Raw genomic sequence first — 22,472 nt, forward strand, 5'->3', positions numbered from 1 at the left:
GAGCGTCCCCGCAGCAGGCCATTGCGACAGCACCAATCCGGACTTCTTGAGCGAATCGACCTGATCCACGCGCACAACCAACCCCATGCGCTGGGCAACGTCCACCGCTTCGATAATGGACATCCCCTCCAGGGAAGGAACGGAAACCTCCTTGCCTCCCCAAAAAACAGCATAGACGGTGAACACTCCCGATCCCAAAACAACAAGAAACACGAGAAACAAGGTCAACGTGACTATTTTTTTCATGATTTTTTCGCTTCCTCCCCTTCCCGACCGCGTTCCTCCGGAAGGCCGTCATTCCCGCATTCTTCGCACGTCTCTTTTTCATTGAGGACGTGGTTCGTCACGCAAACACGGCTCGTCACTCCCGCTTTTTGAGCACACAGACATAAAAACCGTCAATCCAGGGGAGCAGAGGCCACAATGCCGCACCCCAAGGACGTCCCTTCTGGAAGAGTTTCCCTCCGGCAAAGGGCATGTCCACCACATTCCGGAAACGGCTCAGGACATCCGCCACCACTTGTTCGTTTTCCTCCCGAAAGAGACTGCACGTAACGTACACTACAAGGCCTCCCGGGGCAACTATTCGAACAGCTTTGGACAAAAGTTCCTTCTGAAGCTCCGCACAGAGAGACACATGTCTCTCCGAAAGTCGCCATTTCCCTTCCGGATGGCGTCCCCAGGTTCCGCTTCCCGTACACGGCGCGTCGAGGAGGACCATTCCCGGAGGTTCCTGTGGTTCGAGAAGCAAGGCATCACCGTAGAAGAGGCGTACTCTCTCCGAAAAGCCGAGACGCCTCATTTCCCTTTCGTGAGCCCTTGCCTTGCCTGGGGATAACTCCCATGCCTCGATTCGGGCTTCCGGCAGAAGTTGCGCCAACAGGGCCGTCTTACCGCCTCTTCCGGCACACATATCGAGAATGCCCCGCCTCGCCTCCCAGAAAGACGCGACAACTCCGCCGACAAGCATGGCGGACTCGCTTTGCAGGGAAACCCTTCCCGCAGCGAAACCGGGGAGTGTCGGAGGATGAAGCGTCGACGCCGTTCTCACACCGAAAGGAAGGAGCGGCGAGGGCCAGGCGTGAATACCGTGGTACCGCAACTCCTCCAGGTAGGCTGGGCGCTCCCCCTCGGAGGCAAGGCGCAGGGAAGCGAAATTTTTCATGGCGAGAAGGCGGATCAGTCTTTTCGCCTGGGCTCCGCCGATTTCCCGCTCCCAAAGAGATGCCGCCCATTGAGGAATGCCTCGGAAGAGCGCAAATTCTTTGAGCGTGGCACTCGATTTCAGATCTTCCATCAATACAGGTGCAGTTTCCACGGCCCCACGCAACACGGCATTGACGAAATTCGCCGCACCGTGCCCTTTGCGCCGCTTCATCTCCGACACGAGCGCACTCACAAGCACTGCGGGTGCAAACGTCCGAAGCGAACAGAGGCCTGCCGTTCCAAGAAGAAGGGCGGCTCGTTCATCCTTTCCGAGTTCCGCGAGAGGGCGTCTGGCTAGTTTTTCCAGGAGATGTTCCCAGAGACTTTTTCGTCGGAGCGCCTCGTACACGAGCGTCGTCGCAAGAGTCCGTTCCGTTCTCGCGACATCCGCCGTCACTGCACGGAGCTTTTCCGACGCGAAAGCGCCTTTCTCTACTTCCGCCCAGACGAGAAGCGCCGCCTCGACACCCCGCATCAGAACAGGATCTCCGGTTCGCGAACGTTTCCGCGCTGTCGCGTGGCAACAAACAGTTCCTCGGGAAGCACAAAGCGTATTCGCATAGAGTGCGCGACTCTGTTTCCCCTGATCTCGATGCCTGAAATCTCCAGGCGCTCCACATCCACCGCCGTAGTCATGTATTTCTGCACGAACATTCCTGCCACGGGGCCGATCCACTGGGCGAGGAAAAGAAGGAGCACACTGGAGAGAAAAGTGACGTGTCACGACAGTACGAGAAGCGTGAGAAACAGGAGCGATGCAAGGGTATTCGTCACGATGATGGTCGTTCCGCACTTCCGGTGCAGCGCAAGATGCACCTCCCCGTCACGCAGTCGACGAAGCGCCTGTCGAGCCGCCTCAATCACGACAGCAGGATCCAGAACGCCTCCCCTCAGAGAAAAGCCATCGTCGAAGGCAAGTCCGGAAATGTTCAGAGGGCCGAAGCGCTCCTCCAGGACGTTCACCGTGGCGTGCTCCCGTGCATGGTTGCGACGGACCGCCCTGTTCGTGAGAACACGAAAGATCCTCCGGGGCCCCGCGACAAGCCAGAAAAAAGAGTTCGCCGCAAAACCAAGCGGCAGGAGAAGCAGAAAAAGGAACAGAAAGAAAAGGAGAAGCACGAGCCCCACCCACGGCAAAAGCAGCAGAAAAACCCCGAAAATCAGCAACATGGGATGCACGGCAAGGGATCTCCTTTCTTGTCGGCCTCTGAATAATAAAAAATGGGGTGGCCGGCCACCCCATTATATAACGGTCTTGAGCATCTCTTACAGAAGATTTTCCCGTTCCGGCACCGATGTTGCACTCGTGTCAATCGTCTCGCCCACCCACCATGCCACGAAGCAGAACCAAGCGGAGAAGCTGTGCGGCCGCCATCACCGTGGCCGCCACATAGGTCAGGGCGGCGGCGTTCAGTACCGCACGAGCACCGCCGATCTCGTCGGGAGCCAGAATCTGTGTTTCGCCCAAAAGGCGCAGTGCCTTGGAACTGGCATCGAACTCCACCGGGAGCGTCACCAGATGAAAGACCACCACGCCGAGAAACACGAGGATTCCCACGTTCATAAGCGCCGGCGCTCTCATGATGAGCCCGATGAAGAAGAGCGGAAAGGCAAGACCCGATCCGATGTTCGCCACGGGAACAATGGCGTTCCGCAGGCGAAGTGGTGCATAGGCCTTCAAATCCTGCACGGCATGCCCGACCTCGTGAGCAGCAACGCCGATGGCGGCGATGCTGGTACTGTTATAGACACTTTGGGACAGGGAAAGGGATTTGGCCCTGGGGTCGTAATGGTCCGTCAGCTCTCCCGGAACCATGCCCACGGGGACACCCGAAAGGCCGAAGCGGTCGAGAAGAATCCGCGCCGCCTGTCCGGCGGTGAGATTCCGTCGAGAAGCGACCTGACTGTATCGGTGAAAAGCCCCTTTCACCTTCATCTGTGCCCATATAGCCAGGAAAAGCGCCGGAAGAAGGAGGAGAAACGTGGAGTCGAAAAAAAAGGGAAACATGGACATCACCTCCATAAACGGAATCCAGAGAAAATCGTCCTGCTTTCAACACATACTACCGATGCGGACAACCATCCGCATCGGTAGTATATCCGAAAACAGCAGAAAGGACAATATTGGTCAGTCTAGAGGTGATAGAACTCCGCGATGGTCTCGACGACCCACTCCTGCTCCTCTGCGGTGAGTTCCGGGAAGATGGGAAGAGCCAGGACGTCCCGCGTCAACGCTTCCGCCACGGGCATTTCTCCCTCGCCATAGCCGAGGAAGGCAAAACAGGGTTGCAGGTGGAGACAGAGCGGATAATAGACCCGGGCTGCAATGCCCCTTTCGCCGAGGAATGCCAGAAGAGCATCCCGCCGCTCCGCCCGCACCACATACTGATGATAGATATGATAGTTGTCCTTCGCCTCTTCCGGAGGCACGATGCGGTCGAGAAGCCCAGCCTCGGCGAAGAGGAGCCTGTAGCGCTCCGCCACCTGGCGCCGCTCCTCGTTCCAGGCGGAAACGTGGCGCAGACGGACCCGCAGAATGGCCGCCTGCATGGCGTCCAGGCGGCTGTTGAGTCCCACTTCCTTGTGAAAGTAGGTGCTGTCCGCACCGTGCACGCGGAGACGACGAAGACGTTCCGCATAGTCACTGCAGGTGGTGGTGACCATGCCGCCATCACCGTAACACCCGAGATTCTTGGTCGGAAAAAAGGAGAAGCACCCCATATCGCCCACGGCACCGGAACGAAGTGGTTTTCCTTCCACATTCCGCCATGCACCGAAGGATTGAGCACAATCCTCCACAAGAGCGATGTCCCGCTCTTCGAGAGGCTTTCGAAGCTCCTCCAGGGGAACCATCTGCCCGAAAAGATGGACGGGAATGACCGCTTTCGTCCGGGGAGTCACCTTTTCAAGGATCAGATCCGGGCGAATGTTGTACGTGCGAGGATCCACGTCCGCAAAAATCGGGCGTGCCCCCGTGCGGACGATACAGCTTACCGTGGCGAAGAAGCTGAAGGGTGTGGTGATCACCTCGTCTCCTTCTCCGATACCCAGCGTCATGAGGGCCAGAAACAGCGCATCCGATCCCGATGCACATCCCACGGCGGAGGGAACTCCCAGATACTGCTCCACTTCCTCCTCCAGAGCCTTTACCTCAGGCCCCAGAATAAAATGCTGACTTTCAAGCACCTTCGACAGGGCCTCGGTGATCTCATCCCTCACGCGAGCGTAATTCCTTTTCAGATCAAGCGTCGGCAGCGTTCGTGCACCCATTGAGGGCGCCCCCTTTCTTCTACGGTGATGTGACTTTCGGAAAAGATCCTCCGGTTTGAACCGGCAACGCTTCTTCAATATCGCTAATATCTTCCCCAAGAAGAGGTAAAGCGTGGCCTCCGGGAAAAAAGAGGCGCACCTCCTGAAGAGGAGCGCCTCTCTGTATGTTTCTCATCTCCGGTCAAGCGAGAACGACGTTCACTCCGTCTCCTTCTTCTGGACGGCTTCCTCTTCGGGGCGACGGAGGTCCTGCATGGAAAGCTCCAGGTGTTCCCGCATGAGTGCCACAGCCTTTTCTTCGTCCCGGAGACGTAACGCGTTCACGATGGCCCGGTGTTCGGCAATGCTGGGATTTGTCTCGATGTCGTAGAAGGGATCGTAGAAGACGATGTACACATTGGTTCTCGCCAGAATGTTCTCCACATAGTCCGCCAAGACTCTGTTTCCGCTGGCCTCGGCGATGATTCGATGAAACGACTCGTTGACCTCGAGGTATAGCTCCAGGTTCTTCTCCTCGAAGGCGCGCTCTTCCGCGATGACGGTCTCCTCAAGGCGACGGAGATGGCGATCCGAAAGACGTGCCACGGCAAGTCTGATCGCCAGAGATTCCAGCTGTTCACGAACCACATAAGCGTCTTCGATCTCCCGCCTGTTCGGAGAAGCCAAACGGGCACCGCTGTTGGGAATGACAAGGACGAGCCCTTCGCTGGCCAGCCGCCGCAGCGCCTCTCGCACGGGAGTCCGACTGACCCCCATCTGAACGGCGATATTCACCTCGGGAAGCCGCTGCCCCGGCTTGAGCTGCTTCGTGATGATCCGGTGGCGCAGTTCCTGGTATACATAATCGGCGGATGTAGTATATAATCTGGGTTCTCTCACGTCGGTGCCTCCTCGTCTTCGGACCTGCTCTTAACTGCATAACTTTTGTGCATGTTTCCCAAACGCGCTGATTGTATCACCACCTGTCAGTGCACACAACTCTTTTCCCGAATGATGGGCACTCCCCTCGTGAGAAAAAAGAAAAACTCCTGGAGGTAGTCTCATGCGTTTCGTCGTTCTGCTTTTTTCACTCGGATCGATCGTAGGATACGCCAAGGCCGTGGCTGGACTGGGGGGGTATTTCTTCGAAAAAGGGCGTCCGGATCTCATTGCCCTGGGGATTCTTTTCGGCACGCTGAGCGCCGGAATCGCCCTCTTTCTCTGGAAACGTTATCTCGTTGACGCGGGTGCGGCAGAAAACCCCACGGAAGAGCGCTGAGCCATCTCCCCGCTGTCGTGGACCTGTGCCAGCAGCACTCGTGCAGTCTCTCGGAGAGCATGCATGGAGTGGGCACTCCGCCGGGCACAACTTTTTGCATCATCCTCGCAGAGAAGGCAACACCTCGGAGGAAACCCGAATTCCCTTCGAGACAAGGGGCCCTGAGGAACCACCACATCCGCGTCGAGAATCCTTCCCCAGGGAAGCCCCTCCTCCAGAAAAACGCAAAGCCGTTTGAGCGCATTTTCGTCAACGTCGAACAAGGCCGTGCAAAGCGCGAGTCCTGCTCCATTTTCCAACAGGCAACGGGCCAAAAAGCCCGCGCCGTCCGGGAGCGCCCTTCGAAACAACGTATAGGTGCGCAGAAGGCACGGCAGATCACCCTCCATACGTTTCGGATATCCGGGGATGTTCAGCGCCAACTGCACGATGACGGAGGCGCCTCGCTCGAACAGGCTTTCCTGGAGAAACTTCCGCTCGTCTCGGCCATCAAGGACGGCATGCACGATGACGTTCATGTGCCCAACCTCCGGATCTCCGCGAGAATCCCCACGGCTTCCCGGATTCCCTCCGGCCCCTCGCAGCTCACGGAAAGACGGAGAGTCTCCACGGCATCGTCCTCGGGAAAGGTGAACGCACCTCCCGCGGAGACGAGAACCCCCTTCCGTCTCGCCGCCGCGGCAAGTTTCGAACCAGTCACCCCCGGTGTGTGCAGCCAGAGATAGATACCTCCCATGGGCTGCTCGAAATGCCATCCGGGGAGCATTCTCCGCAACTCTTCCCCCAAATGGCGCATCCGCTGCGCCATGAGCGTCCGTGCTGCGGAAAGCGACTCTTCGAGACGGCCTTCCTCGATGAACCCGCGGACGAGATGTTGCACGAGAGACGAAGTCGCTCCCGAAATCTGTTCCTTCGCCGCACAAAAAGACGACAGAATTTCCCGGGGAACGAGCACGTACCCCAAGCGCAATCCCGGAAAAAGAAGCTGACTGAACGACCCGAGATAGAGAATCCGCTCCCTTTCCGCCATCGCCTTGAGGGCGGGAACACTTGTCTCACCGTAGCGGAGTTCTCCGTAGGCATCGTCCTCGATAATCCAAAACCGTCGTTCCACTGCAGCGGCAAGCACCTGTTCCCGAAGACGCAAGGAAAGCGTTCTCCCCGTGGGGTTCTGGAAACTGGGAATGAGATAGAGGACCTCTCCCTGACGAACCCGCGTCAGTGCCTCCCCGAGGATTCGTTCCTCCATGGGGAGCAATCCCACGCCGATTCCGAGGGATCTGGCCAAGCCGAAAATCCGGGGGTACGTAAAGCTCTCGACCCAGATTTTCCGGACACCCTGCGCAGCGAGGGTAGCCACAGCAAGATACAGCCCTTCCTGTGCTCCGGAGACCACCACCACGTCTTCCCACCTAGCGGGAATTCCTCTCGTCGCGGCATGGCGCACAAGGGCATGCCGAAGCCCCGTATCCCCCACGAGCGGACTTCCCAGAAGGGCATCCTCTCCGGCGGCGGTAAAAAGATCTCTGCAGAGCTTGCCGATCTGTCCTCCCGGAACGAGACCCGGCGAGGGCAACCCCGAGGCCATATCGACATGTGGTAGAAACTCTTCCCGGGACGCACACGCACCGGACGGAGGTATCACGAAAGCACCGCTTCGTCCCTCGATGCGCAGCATTCCCGCGGACTCGAGAAGCGCGTAGGACTGCTCGACCGTGATGCGGCTCACGCCCAGGAATCGTGCGAGGGAGCGCGCTCCGGGAAGACGATGCCCTCCTGGAAAGGCACCGTGCGTGATCATGAGACTCAGGTGCGAGGCGATCTGGCGATAGAGAGCTTGCGAGGATTCCCGATCCAGCGGAATTTCGATCATATACATTCCCTCTCCGATCTGGTACCCTTCTTGCCGCCGGAGGCGAAGACGCCTCTTTCCGGAAGACAATATCAACACAGAGGAGTCGGTCCTATGTATTCCCGCACGACACCGGACAGCTTCATCTTCGACGTGGATGGCGTCCTCATCGACGTCCGTCGTTCCTACCCGGAAGTGATCCGCGAAGGAATCCGTCTCGGATGGCATCACCTGCTCGGCAGAAAGGACGTTCCTTTTTCACCCTTCTGCGACGAACATTTGCGCGTCACCAAACGCCACCCTGGATTCAACGACGATTATGACATCGCCTGGGCTTTTCTGGCCGCCGCAGCCTCCTCGGGGAAGACATCTCTCGACGAAGCGTTCCCCTCTCCGAAGGACTGGGAACGCACTCTCAACAGCTGTCCCCGGGACAAGGACATCGCGCCCTGGGTCATTGCCTCCTTCGGCAATGTCCCTTCCAGAGAAGAAACGAGACGCCTCTGCGAAGAACTCTACCTCGGCTCCGACTACGAGCGGATCCGGAAGGCGAGCCCCCGTTACGCCCGAGGGGCCGGACTATGGCGCAGTGAGACGCCCGAACTCTCCCTGCACTGGTCGTCCCTGCCCCTTCCCTGCGGCATCTACACGGGACGCCCCAGAGATGAACTGGCTCTCGCGCTGGAAAAACTGGGTTGGCAGGACTTTCCTTCCCACCTGTGCATCACTCCCGAGGACGGCATCCTCAAACCCTCTCCGGAAGGGCTGCGCCTCCTGGCGGAACGGATGAAATCCCTGTTTCCGCTCTATTTCGGAGATGCTCAAAGCGACCTGGAAGCACAGCTCCGGTTCGGAAGGGGTCTCTTTGTCGCCATCGGCGATGTGCTGACAGACCATTCCCCCCGCAGGAACTCCCTTCGGGAAGCGCTGAACGAGCTGGATGAACTCTGTCCGTAGGAAATTCAGTGGCGGGTCTCGCTCTTCCGCACCCGCTCCAGAATCCCGGCGGTGGAAGCGTCACGCAGATACGCCCAGGTCACATCGGGAACAAGGCGTCGCACGAGATCCCAATTTTCCTCGCGAAGTCCCTGCCGCACTGCGGAAGCCGAGATCGCCGCACCTCCTTCTTCGAGGGGAAGTCGCGGAAGTTCCACCACCTCGACGCCAAGGGGGGGGAGGACCTCGCGCATGGCCTCGTTGTAGGTCCGCGTGATCGGGCAATAGGGTTCCGTCCCGACAAAACGGGTGTGAATGCCCAGCTCGCGACAGAAAAGTCTTGCGAAAAGCGTCACATCGAGTCGGGTCTGGATCCTTGCCTTCGCGAGGTCATCGCGATCCTTGAGGAAATAGGAGGGAAATGTTGCGGGGGAGACTGCATAGTCACCACTCCGAAGAACCGTTACATTGCCGAGATGCGCCGTCCCCTCCCGGACAAGCCGCAGCCGGTCCTTAAACGGGAAAACGGAAAGATCGGTTTCCACCACCACGACATAGAGATGCTCGCACAAGGCACTCGCCCGCTCCATGAGCCATAGGTGCCCTCTCGTGAAGGGATTGCAGTTGACCACGACTCCTCCGATTCGGGCACCCGGCGAAAGCGAGGGGGAGCGCGCCTCCTGAAGATATCGCTTGTACGTCTCGACTCCCGGTTCTCCCATTTCGAGAAGCGCCACGTGAGGATCGTAGCGTGCGAGTTCCACAAAGCCCAGAGCGAGAAAGCGGTCTCCCGCTTCGGGTTTGGTGAAGACGAACAGGCATGTCCGCCCCAGGGAACGCGCTTCCCCAACCAGAAGAGAGACCACTTTCGAGGAAAGCCCCGCCTCTTGCCAGGCCGGATCCACCGCCACCATCTTGATGACCTTTCCCTCAAGGCTTCCCGTGGCGACGATCCTTCCTTCCGTATCTTCGAGAAAGACCGTTACCTCCGGATTTCCTTCGTAGAAAAGACCATGGGCGGCGAGAAAGGACTCGAGATCTCGCCGTTCTCCCGGAGCAAGGCGGGAACAAATCCGTACGTTGAAGGAATCGAACAACCGGTTCACACTCCTTTTCGAAAAACCTTACCAATAACGGAGTTCACGTTTCAGGATCTTTCCGATTCCGGACCGGGGCAATTCGTCCACGATGTCGATCTTTCTCGGAACCTTGTAGTGCGCGAGATGTTCCTTGCAGTAGGCAATCAACTCCCGCGCTTCGACAGAAACTCCCCGGGGGGGAATGACGTACGCCTTTACGACTTCCCCGCTGACAGAGTGCGGAACGCCCACGGCAGCACACTCCAGAACACCGGGATGTTCCAGGAGAACACTTTCCACATCCTGGGGGTAGACATTGAATCCACCGACGATGATCACGTCGCTCGCCCTGTCGAGAATCGAGAGATATCCTGCCTCATCCATGAAAACCACATCCCCCGTGTTGAACCACTCCTGGTCGAACCGGGCGGCCGAGAGTTGTGGAGCAAGAAAATATCCCTCCGTCACCGAAGGACCCTTGAGCCACAAAATCCCTTCTCCGCCCTGAGGAAGAACATTCCCCGCCTCGTCTCGAATCTGAACGGAGTATCCGGAAAGGCAGGTCCCCACAGTACCCAGTTTTCGTTCTCCCATGGAACGGTTCACGCTCACCACAGGCGACGTCTCGGTAAGACCGTATCCCTCCAGAGCACCTACACCGAGCAGTTCCTGGCAGCGTCGGTCGAGTTTCGTGGGGAAACGGTCCCCCCCGGACACAAGCAGCCGGATTTGCCGCAGGGGCTCACCGCGTCTTCCGACGGCAGCCAACAGAAGGGCGATGAGGGTGGGAACCCCGACCAGGATGGATGCATCAGCCCGGAGAATTGCGTCGAGAGTTCCCTCGGCGGGCATGAAGGAAGGCATCAGCACCTGGGAGAGCCCCATGACCAGGGGAAGAACACCGCACACGGTGAATCCGAGGGCGTGAAAGTTCGGGAGAACGTTCGACATGATCTCCCCCTCCCTGAGATCCTGCACGTGCGCCATGGAGGCGGTGACATTGTCGAGGATGTTCGCATGAGACACGGGAACGGCTTTGGGAGATCCCGTCGTTCCGGAGGTGAAGAAGATGACCGCCGTGGCATTCCCCATGTTCGCTCCGGCACGACGGGGCATCTCCGAAAGGGGGCCTTCCAGAGGCATGGCCGCCGCGGGAATTCCCGCGCTGACAAGCCCTTCGGCCAAAGATTCCATTCCCTGGGGAAGGACGGCGGAGAAAACGTCGGAAAAACGCAGCGCCTTCTGGATCGCAGAAAATCCAGCCTGGAGGTTCAGGGGGATCACAGCTCCCCCAAGTCGCCATGCCGCAAGGGAAAGCGCCAGAAAAAGAGGGGAATTCGGCAGGAGGAGTCCCAGGCGCTGCCCGGGCGAAAAACCGTTCTTCTCCAGTTGCACCGTGCATTGATCGGCCAAGCCGAGAAAAGCCCCCCTGGACCACCATTCCCCGCGCCACCAGAGGGCTTTTTCGCCCAATTCCTCCCGACATCGCCGCATGATGTGCTCTTCGAGACGCCCAAGTGCACCCACTCTTCGCATCCTCCAGTCGGTTCCAACTCCGTATTCCGACGATCCAGCCCCCGGACGCTCTTCTCCGAAGGACGCGGAGGTAGAATCGCCGTTCACAACGTAAGGGCCAGAAAGGCCTGCCAGGCAGAGGCAAGATGGAGCAACTCCTCGGGAACGTCGTATTTCGGATGATGCAGACCATATTCCGCACCAGTCCCGAGAAGCATGAAATTCGAAGGACACTCGAGGGAGTAGAACGAGAAATCCTCTCCGGCCAGAAGCGGACGGTCCAGCACATGCGTCTCCTCCACACCGAAGAAATGCCGCGACAGTTCCAGAACCTGTCTTGTCAGCTCCCCATCGTTCGACACGGGAGGATAGTTCCGCACATACTCCACCCCGGCCGTACTGAGAAACGCCCGGCAGACGTCGACAACCGCTCCTTCGAGCCGCTTCTGCATGCGATCCCGCAGCGCGGGATCGAACGTACGAAGCGTTCCCCACAGATGAGCCCTTTCGGGGATCACGTTGTAGGCATCGCCCGCTTCGATCTGCCCCACCGAGATCACCACACTGTCGAGAGGATCGACCTCGCGGCTCGTGAGGTGCTGCAACGCAAGAAGAACGTGGGCAGCAATCGCGATCGGGTCCACCCCCATATGGGGCGACGCTGCATGGCATGCGGCACCCTGGATCTCCACGTGGAAACGATCCGAAAGCGCCGTGATGGGACCGGGGCGGGTAAAAAGCGTTCCATAGGGCAGTTTGGGCCAGAAATGCAGCCCGAGCACCCGCTCGATGCCGAATTTGCCGATGATGCCCGCCTCGGTGAGCGCCCGGGCGCCGCCCTTCCCCTCTTCTGCGGGCTGAAAGACGAACACCACGGGATTCCGCAGCAGATCCATCCGGGACGCGAGCAGCTCCGCCGCACCCAGGAGAGACGCCATGTGCGCATCGTGACCACAGGCATGCATGATTCCAGGAATACATGAAGAAAAGGAAAGGCCCGTCTCTTCATCAAGCGCCAGGGCATCCATGTCCGCCCGGAGCATTGTGGCTCCCCCCGGCAGGTTTTCCCCCAGGACACCCACCACCGCCGTGGGAACACCGAACCCCTGAATCACCCGAATGCCTTCTATGGAAGAAAGAATCTGAACGACCCTGGAAGCGGTGACGTTCTCCTCGTAGGCCAGTTCGGGGAATTGATGAAATTCTCTTCTCCAGGCGATGATATCCTCGCCGAACGACTCGGCCTCGGCAAGAAGATGGGGCCCCCAGGTCAACCAGTCTTCTCTTTGGTCCTTCATGGCAGATCTCCTTCCAGCACTGTCGTTTCTCCGATCCGAGACGGACACGCTACATTGCGGCAAGCCAGCGCCGGATCTCGTGAATGCAGTTCCAGGGTTCGATGCGAAGCTGCGTGATCACTCCCCGCTTCAGGCTCCAAGAATCGGTCAGCAGCTCCTTTCGGTCCTTCGCGTCGAGCACCGACCACTCCCCCGAGCGTTCCCGCTCTCCGGAGATGACCAGGTTCGGGGACCAGTATCCGCGCACCCGCTCTCCGCTTCGCAGCAGGGGGCCGTTTCTGACGCACTGCGCCTCAACCCGGCAGAGAGGTGCCTCTTCTTTTCCCGACAGGTTGCCGTTTCCGGAATAGCGGGCCTGTACCGGAAAAATGCCGAAACCCGTCCATTCGCTTCCGTCTCTTTCAAAAATTCGTTCCCCTGCAAGAGCTGCACAGTTACCTTCCATAAGGAACGCCTTGTTTCCAAAGACGAATTGCCCCAAGGTCCGTTTCAGGTTCGAGTTGTTTAAAACCGCTCCGCGAATGTACTGCTCGGCGCCGTGAGGCACGTACAAGGCATCCGCCTCGGAGGGAATCGCCTCACCCGGGCGCACTTCCAAAATCCAGGCGCCAAGCCGATGCAGCAGCCGTTCCAGATTGTCCCCTCCCAATCCGAGCGCAGGATGGCGCAACACGGCCACGCTTAGCGCCGCGGGAAGGGGCTCTACCTCGAAAGCGAGGGAAGTCCATTCCGGTGCGAGCTTGCTCATCGCTGCCACGAGAGACCAGAAGATCTCGTCCTCCATGGCACACAGCTGCGCCACCGCACTCCGAAGGGAGAAAAAGCGGGGAGAGGAGACCTCCTGCGTGAAAAGGACTTCCTTGGGGGGCAGCTCTCGACCGAGCGAGGAGGGGAAGTATCCCACGGCAATCCAAGGAAGACGACGCCCCAGTTCGATCTCCAAGAGTTGGTACTCCTTCGGGTTGAGCACCGCATTGAAACAGATACCCAGTTTGGGAATACGATCGAATTCCTGAAGCTGCCCGAGAAGATTCTCCGCGGTTCTTGCAGCGAGGACCGCGGCGGAATCCGCGTTGAGAACGGGCAAGAGGGGTGCATTCAGGCACTGAGCGACCCGGAGCGTCCAACGGTCGAGCAGGAGCTTGTCCTCCCGCTCCCGCTCCGTCGCGAGAGGGCCGACGATGAGATTGAGCGCCTCCGGATCGGCGGCGGATTCGAAGAGGAGCTGCAGAGGTTTCTCGCCACCCGCGAGAAAAGGCTCCAGGAGCGTCACCTCCTGCCTGCAGGCCCATCTGAGGAGACACAACGTAACCTCGTCCAACCCGGCGGCGAACAGGCGAAGAGGATATCCTCTTTCCCGGAGTGCCGCCGCGAGAAGGACCGAGACGGGAACCATGCCAGAACGTCGCTCGTCGGCAAGTACCAAACGTGGAATATGCAAACCCCTTGCTCCTTTGTCCCGAGAATGTTCTATAGTGTATCATAGATTACAGTGCTCCAAGCGATATGGTGCCCCTTCCGCGAGGAAAGCACCCGAGGAGGTTGAGAACACATGCCCGTATCCTGCGTACAGATTCGAGAGTTGCCGCAACACATCGACGAGGAGGTCGTCATCCGCGGATGGATGTACAACAAACGGAGCTCCGGCAAGATTCACTTTCTTCAGCTTCGGGACGGATCGGGGTTTGTGCAGGCCGTCATGGTGAAGAACGATGTGGCGGAAGACGATTTCGAGAACGCCAAGAACCTCTGGTTTGAAGCATGCCTCGAAGTGACGGGGAAAGTCCGCGCCGATCAGCGCGCTCCTTCAGGCGTGGAACTCTCCGTGACGGCGCTCAAGGTTCTCCACAACCCGACGGAGGAATATCCTATCGGTAAAAAAGAACACGGCATCGATTTCCTCCTCGACCTAAGGCATCTGTGGCTCCGAAGTCAACGGCAGCACGCCATCATGAAGATCCGGGAGCAGGTGATCTGGACAACCCGGGAATACCTGCGAAACAACGGTTTCCTCCTCGTGGACAGCCCGATCATCACCGGTTCCATCGGAGAGGGAGCCTCGGGGCTCTTCGACCTCGACTACTTCGACATGGGAAAAGCCTATCTCGCCCAGACAGGGCAGCTCTATGCCGAAGCCGCCGCCGCCGCGTACGGAAAGGTGTACACCTTCGGTCCCACCTTCCGGGCGGAGAAGTCAAAAACACGGCGTCATCTCACCGAGTTCTGGATGGTGGAACCGGAAGTCGCCTTCTACGACCACGAGGACAACATGCATCTTCAGGAAAACCTCGTCTCCGCCATCGTGGAGCAGGTCCTCCTCCATTGCGGCAAGGAACTCGCGTTGCTCGAACGGGACGTGGAACCGCTGAAAAAGGTCGTTCCTCCCTTCTACCGCATCACCTACGACGAGGCGGTGAAAAAACTCCACAGTCTCGGCAGTGACATCCAGTACGGCGAGGATTTCGGCAATGACGACGAAACGATTCTCACCCAACAGTACGACAAGCCCGTCTTCGTCGAGTGCTACCCGAAGAAGGTGAAAGCCTTCTACATGAAGGAACATCCCACGAATCCCGATCTTGTGCTCTGCGACGACCTCCTCGCGCCCGAAGGATACGGAGAGATCATCGGCGGTTCCCAGCGCGAGGACGACATGGAACGACTCGTGGCGAGAATCCGCGAACAGGGCCTTCCGGAGGAGTCCTACACGTGGTATCTCGATCTCCGGCGCTACGGCACCTTCATCCACAGCGGATTCGGCATGGGGATCGAACGGGTCGTGGCCTGGATCTGCGGCCTCCAGCACATCCGGGAAGCGATTCCCTGGCCCAGGACCATCTACCGACTCAATCCCTGATCTTCCGGGCGGTTCTTTCGATCCGACTCGTCGCGAAAATTCTTCTCCCACGGGGTACTCCCTGCCAGTTCGGGAGAAAAAAATCAACTACCCAGCGCTCTTCGGCAAATTGCTCCGTCACCTCCTCCGGAGAGCAGAGAAACGACAGGGACAAGGAGTGAGAACCATGGCACAGTTCAGCACGCTCAGCCTCTACGACGACCCGCGCCACAAGTATCTTCTGCTCGGATGGGAGGAACAGGAGGAAGAAGGAGTCGTCCAGACCAATCAGTACATGATCCTTCACGAGGACGAAGTGATCCTCGTGGACCCGGGAGGCGCGCACGTCTTTCCTAGGGTCCTCGCGAACGTGGCGGAGAAGGTGAATATCTCCCACATCAGGAACATTTTCTATTCTCACCAGGATCCCGACGTCTCCTCGGGAATCACCCTGTGGCTTTCTCTGGCGGAAAACGCCAAGGTCCACATTTCCGGGCTCTGGGTACGTTTTCTTCCCCATTTCGGCGTGTACGACCAGAAACGCATCGCCGCCATTCCGGATCAGGGGGGCTCCCTTTCCCTCCGCGACGGGACACGTCTGGAACTCATTCCCTCTCACTTCCTCCACTCCACGGGACAGTTCTCCCTGTACGACCCCGTTTCGAAGATCCTTTTCAGCGGAGACATCGGAGCAGCCATTTTTCCGCCGGGAAAACGCTATCCCGTGGTGGAGGATTTCGACGCGCACAGTAAGCTCATGGAGGGATTCCACAAACGGTACATGGCCTCCAATACGGCGTGCCGAAAGTGGGTTGACATCGTTTCCTCCAGGGAGATTTCCGCCATCGCGCCCCAGCACGGGGCGGTCATGAAGGGCGACTCCGTTCGCCGCTTCTTCGACTGGTTCCGGGAACTCCGTTGCGGTGTCGACCTTCTCGATTCCTTCTACGGAGGCCATGCCCTTCGCCCCACGGGGCGCAGGGCCGGGTAACGCCCATGGCGATGACGGACGGACAGAACGAGGCCATCCGGGAGCTCTCGTCCGCCTACTTCGGCGCGACCCTCATGAATTCCTTCATGGCCCAGCTCGACGAGGTCCTCGTCCGGAGGGTCCTGGCTGTGCAGAACGAACTTTCAGACATCTCGGAGAGGTTTGCCGTCCTCAGCGAGGTGCTCGGAAAAACCGTGAACGAATTCGAGGCAAGCAGCCGGGAGGCACAGGACAATGTCCTGCGCATCAAGGACATGAACCGAACTTTGGAGGAAGAGTTGAGCAAGTCCGGAACGAATATCGACGGTATGAGCGCCGACGTGGCAAAGACCGTGGAGGCGACTTTCGGTACACTCAACAGTTTTCTCGAAGTGGAGAAGATGTCCCAGGAAATCAACAAGATCGCCAAGCAGACCAACCTGCTGGCCCTGAATGCCTCCATCGAGGCTGCGCGTGCGGGCGAACACGGCAGGGGATTCGCCGTGGTCGCCTCGGAAGTACAGAAACTTTCCTTTCAAACCAAGGAAGCCTCGGACAAAATCGGAGAAAAAGTCCTCGAGATCTCCGGTTCCGTCAAGGAAGCAATCGAAAACGTGCAGCGCGTGAACGACATGTTCGGCGTGATCCGGGACTCTCTCGGTTCGTTCATGGACTTCCTGAACACGAACAAGGAATTCATGACCCACCTCACCACCATCATGCACGACGCAAGCGGAAAGGTACGGAGCGGCTCCGTGGAGATGGACGACTCCGTGGAAATCATGCAGGACGCCATCTCCAAGTTCGAATCCATGGCGACCATCATCACCTCCATCGTCCGCGCTCAGAAGAACCTCAAGGAGATCAAACTCTGAGAAGAAAAGCACCGGGCAGCGTGGCGCAAGGCCTTTGTCACATGGGGGCGTTCCCTGCCCCGGATTCGTTTCACAGCGAGAGGGGGGCGCACATGCGCCCCCCTCTTAAAGGAACCGGTTGAACGAAACGCCGGAACGGAATATCCTCTGTCGTTCTCAGAGAGAGCAGGTTCCTCCCGCTCTGGCAATCCTGGCCGTCTCCACAAGGAGCATGGTGTTCCAGAGAAACCCCTTCAGATCGACTCGTACCACATCGTCATAAAAGGTCATTTCCTCGGGAACGTACAGGCGAACATTCCCGTCCTGGAGTACCGCATTTCCCTCTTCCGCATCGGGCTTGCCGTTCTCGACGAGAGCGGCATACTGCGCGGCTCAGCCACCACCGATGCGTCGCACGATCACATGGGCGACGCCGCCCCATTTCTCGATTTTCTCCCGCGCCTTTTCCGTGAGTTCCAACGTGAGTTTGCTCATTCTTCTCCACTCCCTTCCCGGCTTCATTATACCCCCTCCAGGTAAGCTTGCCAAGCCATCCCGGAAAGAGCCTTTCGAAAATCCTGGGGAAGAGGCGCAACAAAGGTTCGTCCCGAGAGATGCTCCAGCGGTGGGATCAGAACAGGCAGAAAAAGTGCCCGGGCATGCAGGAGGGGACGCCTTGCCGCCGGAGAAAAAGACCTGTGCACCGTGGACCCGTACTTCCCGTCTCCCACCACGGGATGTCCGATATGGGCGAGATGTACCCGGATCTGGTGTGAACGCCCCGTCAAAAGCCGTATTCTGGCCAGGGACATTCCCTCGACACAGGCGATGCGCTCGAACTCCGTCAATGCGTCGCTCCCCCGGTCGTCCACAGCAACGCTGTTCGTGGCCCCATCCTTTCGGAGAGGAAGGTCGATCTTGCCATATTCGGGCAGCGTCCCCTCCACGAGGGCCCAATAGATTTTCTCCACACCGCCGGAACGCCACGCATCGTGCAATACCCTGGATGCTCTCCGGGACAGGGAGAGGAGAAGCACTCCCGACGTATTCCTGTCGAGGCGATGCACCGGAACGGCCAGTGAAGAGGTCTGCCCGTTCCGCAGAAGTTCTTCGGCGATACAGTCTCCTCTCGCCTCAGAAGGCTGACTCAGGACGCCGGCGGGTTTGTTCGCCACGAGAACATGCTCGTCCGCGTACAGAACAGGACTCGTCACTCGTTTCCGGGGATTCGCTGCGGAAAGCCCCGCTTCTCTCGGTTCCGCATCCGCCGTCCGTTCTTTTTTTTCCGGAGAGACCGGTTCCCAAGGGACAAGGATTTCCTGTCCTTCCTCCACATGGGCGGAACAGACTGTTTTTTTCCCCTCGACCCGCACAAGCCCTTTTCGAACAGCCCGCATGAGGGCTCCCAGGGGTACGTCGGGGAAAAGCCCCCGCAAAACCCTGTCGAGACGTCGTCCGCAATCGTCCCGGGTGATTCGAAACGTCCTCCCCACTGCAACACACCTCCGAAAAAGAGAAAAGCGGCGGAACCCTTCCGCCGCTCCAATGCACCAGGACTGCCACTGCTACAGTCGCTTCGCGACTTCCTCCACGAGGAACGCCGGATCCGCATGCCGCCCCGTCGCTTTTTTGCTGTACACCAGTTCGCCCTCCACGAAAAACTCGAACACACCGCCCTCCGAAGGAATCAGCTCCAGCGAAGCGATGTCGTTCTTGAACCGCGCAAGCAATGCCTCGGCAACGCCGAGCGCTTTCGGCAGGTACCCTCAACCGGTACAATACTCCACTCGTATGCGCATCACGACTCCTCCTCTCATCTCTCTTCGGTCGCCTCCTGCATGGAGTCGACCCATTTCCAGTAACGCCTCTGGGTCACCGCATGATAGTCGCTCACACCTCCGGGCGAGGTGGTTTCCACGGCGGTGTCGTAGCAAAAGAGTCGAAAATCCAACTCGTCCGCCGCCGAGACGATCAGGGCCTCCCGGGTGGCGGGAAGTACGGGTGAACCATATTCCTTCTCTCCGTGGTGGCTCAGGATGATATGCCCCAGATGCATCGCCGTCACTTCATCCAGGTCGAAGGCATCGGCAAGGGACCGGAAGCGGGCGAAACCGAGAGCCACGTGATCCAACACCGCTCCGGGAAGTGTCATGGCCGGAGCCGGAGTCAACCCGTAGGCATCGATTTTTCCGATGTCGTGGAGAAGACCTCCTCCGATCACGACACCGAAATCGAGCCGGGTACCACTCTTCACATAACTGTCCGCCATGGCCAACGCAGACTCCGTCACCATCACCGTGTGCTCGAGCAGACCGTGTACGTAGGCATGATGGTGTGTCACCGCCGCAGGAATGACCTGAAATCGCTCCCAGAGTTCGCCGGAAAAGACGCGTTCGAGAAAGGAGCGCCTTCTTTCGTCTGCCCGGGCGAGCAGATTCCGGAAACGTGCCTCCAGTGCCTCAAGGGGAATCGCCGATTTTCGGACGAAGAGGTGGGGTGGATATTTCTCCTGGTCAACCAGATAGATTTCCTCGAAGACGAACTGCTGCTGACCTCTGTAGGAATTTACTTTTCCTTTGACGCCCACGGATGTTCCTTCGATGCTCCGGACAAACCCCTCGCCCAGGGGGTTCATTTTCTTTTTCTGTCCTACACCGGAGGAAAGATCGATCCAGTCCGCACTGCTCCAGATCTTGGCGTCGATGCCGCCGTCGCCGTCCATGACGGAGCAGTCCCAATAGGGCTGTCCGTTTTTGGGGCTCGTCTTGGGAGAAAGCCGCTGAAGCAGAAAGACACCGCGGAAACTCTCGTTTTCTCCGAGTTCCTTTATCTGCCTCGTGCTGAGTCGTTGCTGCTCCGAACTCATGGAGTCACTCCTTCACAGTCATCGCCGGGAAGACGACAGGGTCCGCACGGGTGTCGCGGAAAACATCCTCCAGTGCTCTTTGAGAGACAGTGTACCCGAAGAGCGGTTCTCCGTCACCGCTTCTCGCGCAAGAGCACTGCTCCATGCGTCGGGGAAAGACGTCATTTCTCTATTCCGTGGTGGCGGAAACGGGCGAGGCAAAGCGGGGAAAACCGTCTCGTCTCGCCTCGCCTTCCGTTTTCGCCTCAGAGCCCTTTCTGTTCCTCCCGCACAAAGGCATCACCCATGTGGCACATGTCCCCTATGACGGAAAAACGCCATCCACCCGAGCGTTCCTCAAGGACCGTGATACTCCCGTTTCCCAGTTGAAATTTCCAGAACCCCGAAAGGGGCATCTCCAGAAGATGGCACAGAAGAACCTTGAGAACAGCATCGTGAGCCACGAGAAGGACCTCGCCCCCGCCCCGGCTTCGAATGTGCTCAAGAGCCTCCTTCGCCCGGCACAGAACATCTTCCAGAGATTCCCCGGTCTCTCCGGGCATGCGCACATCCTGGGGCATCTCATGCCAGCGCCGCAGCAACTCCGGCCAACGTCGCGCCACGTCGGCGGCGAGGCGTCCTTCCCATTCTCCATGGTCGATCTCCGCCGCACGAGGCAAAAGTTCCACGGAAAGGCCAAGGCGGGATGCGACCGCCTCGGCGGTCTCTCTCGCCCGGGAAAGCGGACTGGCATAAACGTGATCGAGAGAACGGGCCGCAAAGGCTTCTCCCACGCACCTCGCCTGTTCTCTCCCTCTCGCGTTGAGAGGAATGTCCTGTTTCCCCTGAAAGCGCCCTTCCTCGTTCCACGCAGTAACGCCATGGCGCACCCAATACATGCGCATGGGTCACAGTTCCTCCGGGAAGGTCGTCACGGCCGCCCAAAGCAGATCCGCATCCTCGGACAACTGTCGCACCACATCGGGAGCGATGTCGTTGTCGATCTGCAGGGCCGCCAGGGCAAGACCGCTGCCGTTCTTGCGCCCCAGGGCGAAATTTGCGATGTTCACCCCGGCGTCACCGAGCAGCGTCCCCACCTTACCGATGACCCCGGGCCGGTCATGGTTGCTGAAGAGCAGCAGACGCCGTTCAGGGATGAATTCAATGGGGTAACCGTTCAACCGGACCACGCGCTGTCGTCCTTCCTCCGTAACGGTCCCCTGAAGGGCAACGCTCTCCCGATCTCCCTCCACGACGAGTTCCAGAAGATTCTTGTAGGTCCCGGATTCGCCCTTCCCTTCCTCGACGGAAAGATGTCGCTCCTCCGCCATGAGAGGGGCTGCCATGTAGCTCACCTCGGGACCGTGGCGGACTTCCAGCAGCCCTTTGAGAGCCGCCACCGTGTAGGGGGCGTAGCGGTAGGGAACGTCGAAGTGAATGAGAGAGGAGTCTTCCTTGAACAGCCCTCCCTTGAGGAGAAGCCGGATTGATTTTGGCGCTCCCCGCAGAAGTTGCCCCGCGAGGTTGCCGAGTTTTCTCGCCAGGGAAAGGTACGTTTTTTCGAGGGGAGGGAGCTGTCCCTCCATGAAAGGAAGATTCACCGCGTGCTCGTAGGGAAATCCTTTGAGGGCGTTCACGAGATTCGACGTGGCGATCTGGGCCACTGCGGACTGGGCCTCCCTGGTGTTCGCTCCGATGTGCGGGGTGAGCACGATTCGGTCCCGTAGGTCCTCCGCCAGAAAAGGATGTTCCTTTCCCGGAGGCTCTGCTCCGTAGACATCAAACGCGATCCCAGCGAGACGTCCTTCCCGAAGCGCTTCCGCACAGGCCCGTTCATCCACGAGGCCACCCCGGGCGCAATTGACGAGAAAACTCCCCCGTTTCATGGCCCGCAGGGCTTTTTCGTCGATCATTCCCCTTGTCTCCGCCGTAAGGGGAACGTGGAGGGTCACCACATCCGCCAGAGCCAGGGCTCCAGGAAGCTCCTCCGCGAGCGTCACTCCGAGCGATTCCGCTCGCGAGGCCGACACGTAAGGATCGAACGCGGAGACATCCATACCGAAGGAACGGGCGCGGAGAGCCACGTTTCCGCCGATCCTCCCCAGCCCCACGATGAGAAGACGTTTTCCGAAGAGCTGCGTTCCCATGAAGCGCTTGCGTTCCCACTCTCCGTCGCGAATGGATGCATAGGCCTGGGGAACCTTCCGGCAGAGAGCGAGGAGATTCGCCATGGTGAGTTCCGCCGCGGCGAGGGTGTTTCCCGTAGGGGCGTTGATGACCACCACACCCCGCCGACTCGCCTCGGCAATGTCGATGTTGTCCACACCCACTCCGGCTCGGGCGATGACCTTCAGACGCGTCGCACGGAGCAGCAGTTCACGGTCGACAGGGGTTCCACTCCTCGTGAGCAGTGCATCGTATCCTTCCACCGCGTCGAGAAGTTCCTCCCTCGACAGCCGGAGCTTCTGCTCCACCTGGATGTCGGGATCCCTTGCCAGCAGCTCCAGTCCTGTCTCGTGAACAGGCTCCGTGACGAGTACCTTGAACATGTCC

The 22,472-nt window shown here is 59.0% G+C and carries 23 protein-coding genes; 5 read left to right on the plus strand and 18 right to left on the minus strand.

Annotation, left to right across the window (positions count from 1 at the left end; translation table 11 throughout):
• The 7 genes from Q1K49_RS12545 to Q1K49_RS12575 form a co-directional block, all read right to left on the minus strand.
• Nucleotides 1-246: PASTA domain-containing protein (locus tag Q1K49_RS12545; RefSeq protein ID WP_300526347.1), on the minus strand; the 246-nt coding region annotated here is incomplete at its 3' end.
• A gap of 115 nt (nucleotides 247-361) precedes the next feature.
• The gene (locus Q1K49_RS12550) at nucleotides 362-1,681 is read right to left on the minus strand and encodes an RsmB/NOP family class I SAM-dependent RNA methyltransferase (protein ID WP_300526348.1); all 1,320 of its coding nucleotides are present in this window, start codon (nucleotides 1,679-1,681) and stop codon (nucleotides 362-364) included.
• Nucleotides 1,681-1,869 (minus strand): hypothetical protein, encoded by a 189-nt coding sequence (locus Q1K49_RS12555; RefSeq protein WP_300526349.1) that lies wholly within the window; start codon nucleotides 1,867-1,869, stop codon nucleotides 1,681-1,683. Before Q1K49_RS12555 ends, Q1K49_RS12550 begins: the two co-directional genes overlap by 1 nt.
• 57 nt (nucleotides 1,870-1,926) lie before the next feature.
• A complete protein-coding gene (locus tag Q1K49_RS12560; protein ID WP_300526370.1) occupies nucleotides 1,927-2,376 on the minus strand; it encodes a DUF6391 domain-containing protein in 450 nt (149 codons plus the stop codon).
• 139 nt (nucleotides 2,377-2,515) lie between these two features.
• Nucleotides 2,516-3,214, minus strand: a complete 699-nt coding sequence (locus tag Q1K49_RS12565; RefSeq protein WP_213694398.1) for a zinc metallopeptidase — start codon at nucleotides 3,212-3,214, stop codon at nucleotides 2,516-2,518.
• 125 nt (nucleotides 3,215-3,339) lie between these two features.
• Entirely contained in the window at nucleotides 3,340-4,476 is a 1,137-nt protein-coding gene (locus tag Q1K49_RS12570) for a DegT/DnrJ/EryC1/StrS family aminotransferase (RefSeq protein ID WP_300526350.1), read from the minus strand.
• Nucleotides 4,477-4,674: 198 nt separating this feature from the next.
• On the minus strand, nucleotides 4,675-5,355 hold the full coding sequence (locus Q1K49_RS12575) for a GntR family transcriptional regulator (protein ID WP_300526351.1): 681 nt from the start codon (nucleotides 5,353-5,355) through the stop codon (nucleotides 4,675-4,677).
• A gap of 163 nt (nucleotides 5,356-5,518) precedes the next feature.
• Between Q1K49_RS12575 and Q1K49_RS12580 the strand changes: the two genes are divergently transcribed.
• Entirely contained in the window at nucleotides 5,519-5,734 is a 216-nt protein-coding gene (locus tag Q1K49_RS12580; RefSeq protein WP_300526352.1) for a hypothetical protein, read from the plus strand.
• Here the strand turns inward: Q1K49_RS12580 and Q1K49_RS12585 are convergent.
• A complete protein-coding gene (locus Q1K49_RS12585) occupies nucleotides 5,686-6,252 on the minus strand; it encodes a citrate lyase holo-[acyl-carrier protein] synthase (protein ID WP_300526353.1) in 567 nt (188 codons plus the stop codon). The genes Q1K49_RS12580 and Q1K49_RS12585 overlap by 49 nt on opposite strands.
• Nucleotides 6,249-7,607, minus strand: a complete 1,359-nt coding sequence (locus Q1K49_RS12590) for a PLP-dependent aminotransferase family protein (protein WP_300526354.1) — start codon at nucleotides 7,605-7,607, stop codon at nucleotides 6,249-6,251. Before Q1K49_RS12590 ends, Q1K49_RS12585 begins: the two co-directional genes overlap by 4 nt.
• Nucleotides 7,608-7,700: 93 nt before the next feature.
• Between Q1K49_RS12590 and Q1K49_RS12595 the strand changes: the two genes are divergently transcribed.
• Entirely contained in the window at nucleotides 7,701-8,543 is an 843-nt protein-coding gene (locus Q1K49_RS12595; RefSeq protein WP_300526355.1) for an HAD family hydrolase, read from the plus strand.
• A 5-nt stretch (nucleotides 8,544-8,548) separates the two neighbouring features.
• On the opposite strand, the gene citC is transcribed toward Q1K49_RS12595, so the two are convergent.
• The 4 genes from citC to Q1K49_RS12615 all read right to left on the minus strand — a co-directional run bounded on the left by citC (nucleotide 8,549) and on the right by Q1K49_RS12615 (nucleotide 13,855).
• Nucleotides 8,549-9,619 (minus strand): [citrate (pro-3S)-lyase] ligase, encoded by a 1,071-nt coding sequence (gene citC, locus Q1K49_RS12600; RefSeq protein ID WP_300526356.1) that lies wholly within the window; start codon nucleotides 9,617-9,619, stop codon nucleotides 8,549-8,551.
• 27 nt (nucleotides 9,620-9,646) lie between these two features.
• Nucleotides 9,647-11,128 (minus strand): AMP-binding protein, encoded by a 1,482-nt coding sequence (locus tag Q1K49_RS12605; protein ID WP_300526357.1) that lies wholly within the window; start codon nucleotides 11,126-11,128, stop codon nucleotides 9,647-9,649.
• A 92-nt stretch (nucleotides 11,129-11,220) separates the two neighbouring features.
• Nucleotides 11,221-12,414, minus strand: coding sequence for a M20 family metallopeptidase (locus tag Q1K49_RS12610; RefSeq protein ID WP_300526358.1), 1,194 nt, complete (start codon nucleotides 12,412-12,414; stop codon nucleotides 11,221-11,223).
• A 49-nt stretch (nucleotides 12,415-12,463) separates the two neighbouring features.
• On the minus strand, nucleotides 12,464-13,855 hold the full coding sequence (locus tag Q1K49_RS12615) for a hypothetical protein (protein WP_300526359.1): 1,392 nt from the start codon (nucleotides 13,853-13,855) through the stop codon (nucleotides 12,464-12,466).
• 111 nt (nucleotides 13,856-13,966) lie between these two features.
• Here Q1K49_RS12615 and asnS point away from each other — a divergent pair, with 111 nt between their 5' ends.
• The 3 genes from asnS (at nucleotide 13,967) to Q1K49_RS12630 (ending at nucleotide 17,095) form a co-directional block, all read left to right on the plus strand.
• Entirely contained in the window at nucleotides 13,967-15,271 is a 1,305-nt protein-coding gene (asnS, locus tag Q1K49_RS12620; RefSeq protein ID WP_300526360.1) for an asparagine--tRNA ligase, read from the plus strand.
• 166 nt (nucleotides 15,272-15,437) lie between these two features.
• A complete protein-coding gene (locus Q1K49_RS12625; RefSeq protein ID WP_300526361.1) occupies nucleotides 15,438-16,241 on the plus strand; it encodes an MBL fold metallo-hydrolase in 804 nt (267 codons plus the stop codon).
• 5 nt (nucleotides 16,242-16,246) lie between these two features.
• Nucleotides 16,247-17,095, plus strand: a complete 849-nt coding sequence (locus Q1K49_RS12630) for a methyl-accepting chemotaxis protein (protein WP_366146071.1) — start codon at nucleotides 16,247-16,249, stop codon at nucleotides 17,093-17,095.
• Between the two features lie 500 nt (nucleotides 17,096-17,595).
• Here Q1K49_RS12630 and Q1K49_RS12635 read toward each other — a convergent pair whose 3' ends face one another.
• From Q1K49_RS12635 to serA, 5 genes are all read right to left on the minus strand, one after another.
• Nucleotides 17,596-18,567 (minus strand): RluA family pseudouridine synthase, encoded by a 972-nt coding sequence (locus Q1K49_RS12635; protein ID WP_300526362.1) that lies wholly within the window; start codon nucleotides 18,565-18,567, stop codon nucleotides 17,596-17,598.
• A 72-nt stretch (nucleotides 18,568-18,639) separates the two neighbouring features.
• Entirely contained in the window at nucleotides 18,640-18,873 is a 234-nt protein-coding gene (locus Q1K49_RS12640) for an Rdx family protein (protein WP_366146072.1), read from the minus strand.
• A 14-nt stretch (nucleotides 18,874-18,887) separates the two neighbouring features.
• A complete protein-coding gene (locus tag Q1K49_RS12645) occupies nucleotides 18,888-19,940 on the minus strand; it encodes an HD domain-containing protein (protein ID WP_300526363.1) in 1,053 nt (350 codons plus the stop codon).
• A gap of 245 nt (nucleotides 19,941-20,185) precedes the next feature.
• Nucleotides 20,186-20,824 carry a histidine phosphatase family protein gene (locus Q1K49_RS12650; protein ID WP_300526364.1) on the minus strand — a complete coding sequence of 213 codons (639 nt, stop codon included), beginning with the start codon at nucleotides 20,822-20,824 and terminating at the stop codon, nucleotides 20,186-20,188.
• A 3-nt stretch (nucleotides 20,825-20,827) separates the two neighbouring features.
• Nucleotides 20,828-22,468 (minus strand): phosphoglycerate dehydrogenase, encoded by a 1,641-nt coding sequence (serA, locus tag Q1K49_RS12655; RefSeq protein ID WP_300526365.1) that lies wholly within the window; start codon nucleotides 22,466-22,468, stop codon nucleotides 20,828-20,830.
• Nucleotides 22,469-22,472: the final 4 nt, after the last annotated feature.

The organism is Aminiphilus sp. (assembly GCF_029975095.1).
In the GTDB taxonomy this organism is placed as follows: Bacteria; Synergistota; Synergistia; order Synergistales; family Aminiphilaceae; genus Aminiphilus.

Coding starts and splice junctions, on each gene's coding strand:
- serA (WP_300526365.1), bottom strand. CDS start 22,468: ATGTTCAAGGTACTCGTCACGGAGCCTGTTCACGAGACAGGACTGGAG.
- Q1K49_RS12630 (WP_366146071.1), top strand. CDS start 16,247: ATGGCGATGACGGACGGACAGAACGAGGCCATCCGGGAGCTCTCGTCC.
- Q1K49_RS12585 (WP_300526353.1), bottom strand. CDS start 6,252: ATGAACGTCATCGTGCATGCCGTCCTTGATGGCCGAGACGAGCGGAAG.
- Q1K49_RS12580 (WP_300526352.1), top strand. CDS start 5,519: ATGCGTTTCGTCGTTCTGCTTTTTTCACTCGGATCGATCGTAGGATAC.
- Q1K49_RS12645 (WP_300526363.1), bottom strand. CDS start 19,940: ATGAGTTCGGAGCAGCAACGACTCAGCACGAGGCAGATAAAGGAACTC.
- Q1K49_RS12550 (WP_300526348.1), bottom strand. CDS start 1,681: ATGCGGGGTGTCGAGGCGGCGCTTCTCGTCTGGGCGGAAGTAGAGAAA.
- Q1K49_RS12590 (WP_300526354.1), bottom strand. CDS start 7,607: ATGATCGAAATTCCGCTGGATCGGGAATCCTCGCAAGCTCTCTATCGC.
- Q1K49_RS12610 (WP_300526358.1), bottom strand. CDS start 12,414: ATGAAGGACCAAAGAGAAGACTGGTTGACCTGGGGGCCCCATCTTCTT.
- asnS (WP_300526360.1), top strand. CDS start 13,967: ATGCCCGTATCCTGCGTACAGATTCGAGAGTTGCCGCAACACATCGAC.
- Q1K49_RS12565 (WP_213694398.1), bottom strand. CDS start 3,214: ATGTTTCCCTTTTTTTTCGACTCCACGTTTCTCCTCCTTCTTCCGGCG.
- Q1K49_RS12595 (WP_300526355.1), top strand. CDS start 7,701: ATGTATTCCCGCACGACACCGGACAGCTTCATCTTCGACGTGGATGGC.
- Q1K49_RS12625 (WP_300526361.1), top strand. CDS start 15,438: ATGGCACAGTTCAGCACGCTCAGCCTCTACGACGACCCGCGCCACAAG.
- Q1K49_RS12560 (WP_300526370.1), bottom strand. CDS start 2,376: ATGTTGCTGATTTTCGGGGTTTTTCTGCTGCTTTTGCCGTGGGTGGGG.
- Q1K49_RS12650 (WP_300526364.1), bottom strand. CDS start 20,824: ATGCGCATGTATTGGGTGCGCCATGGCGTTACTGCGTGGAACGAGGAA.
- Q1K49_RS12570 (WP_300526350.1), bottom strand. CDS start 4,476: ATGGGTGCACGAACGCTGCCGACGCTTGATCTGAAAAGGAATTACGCT.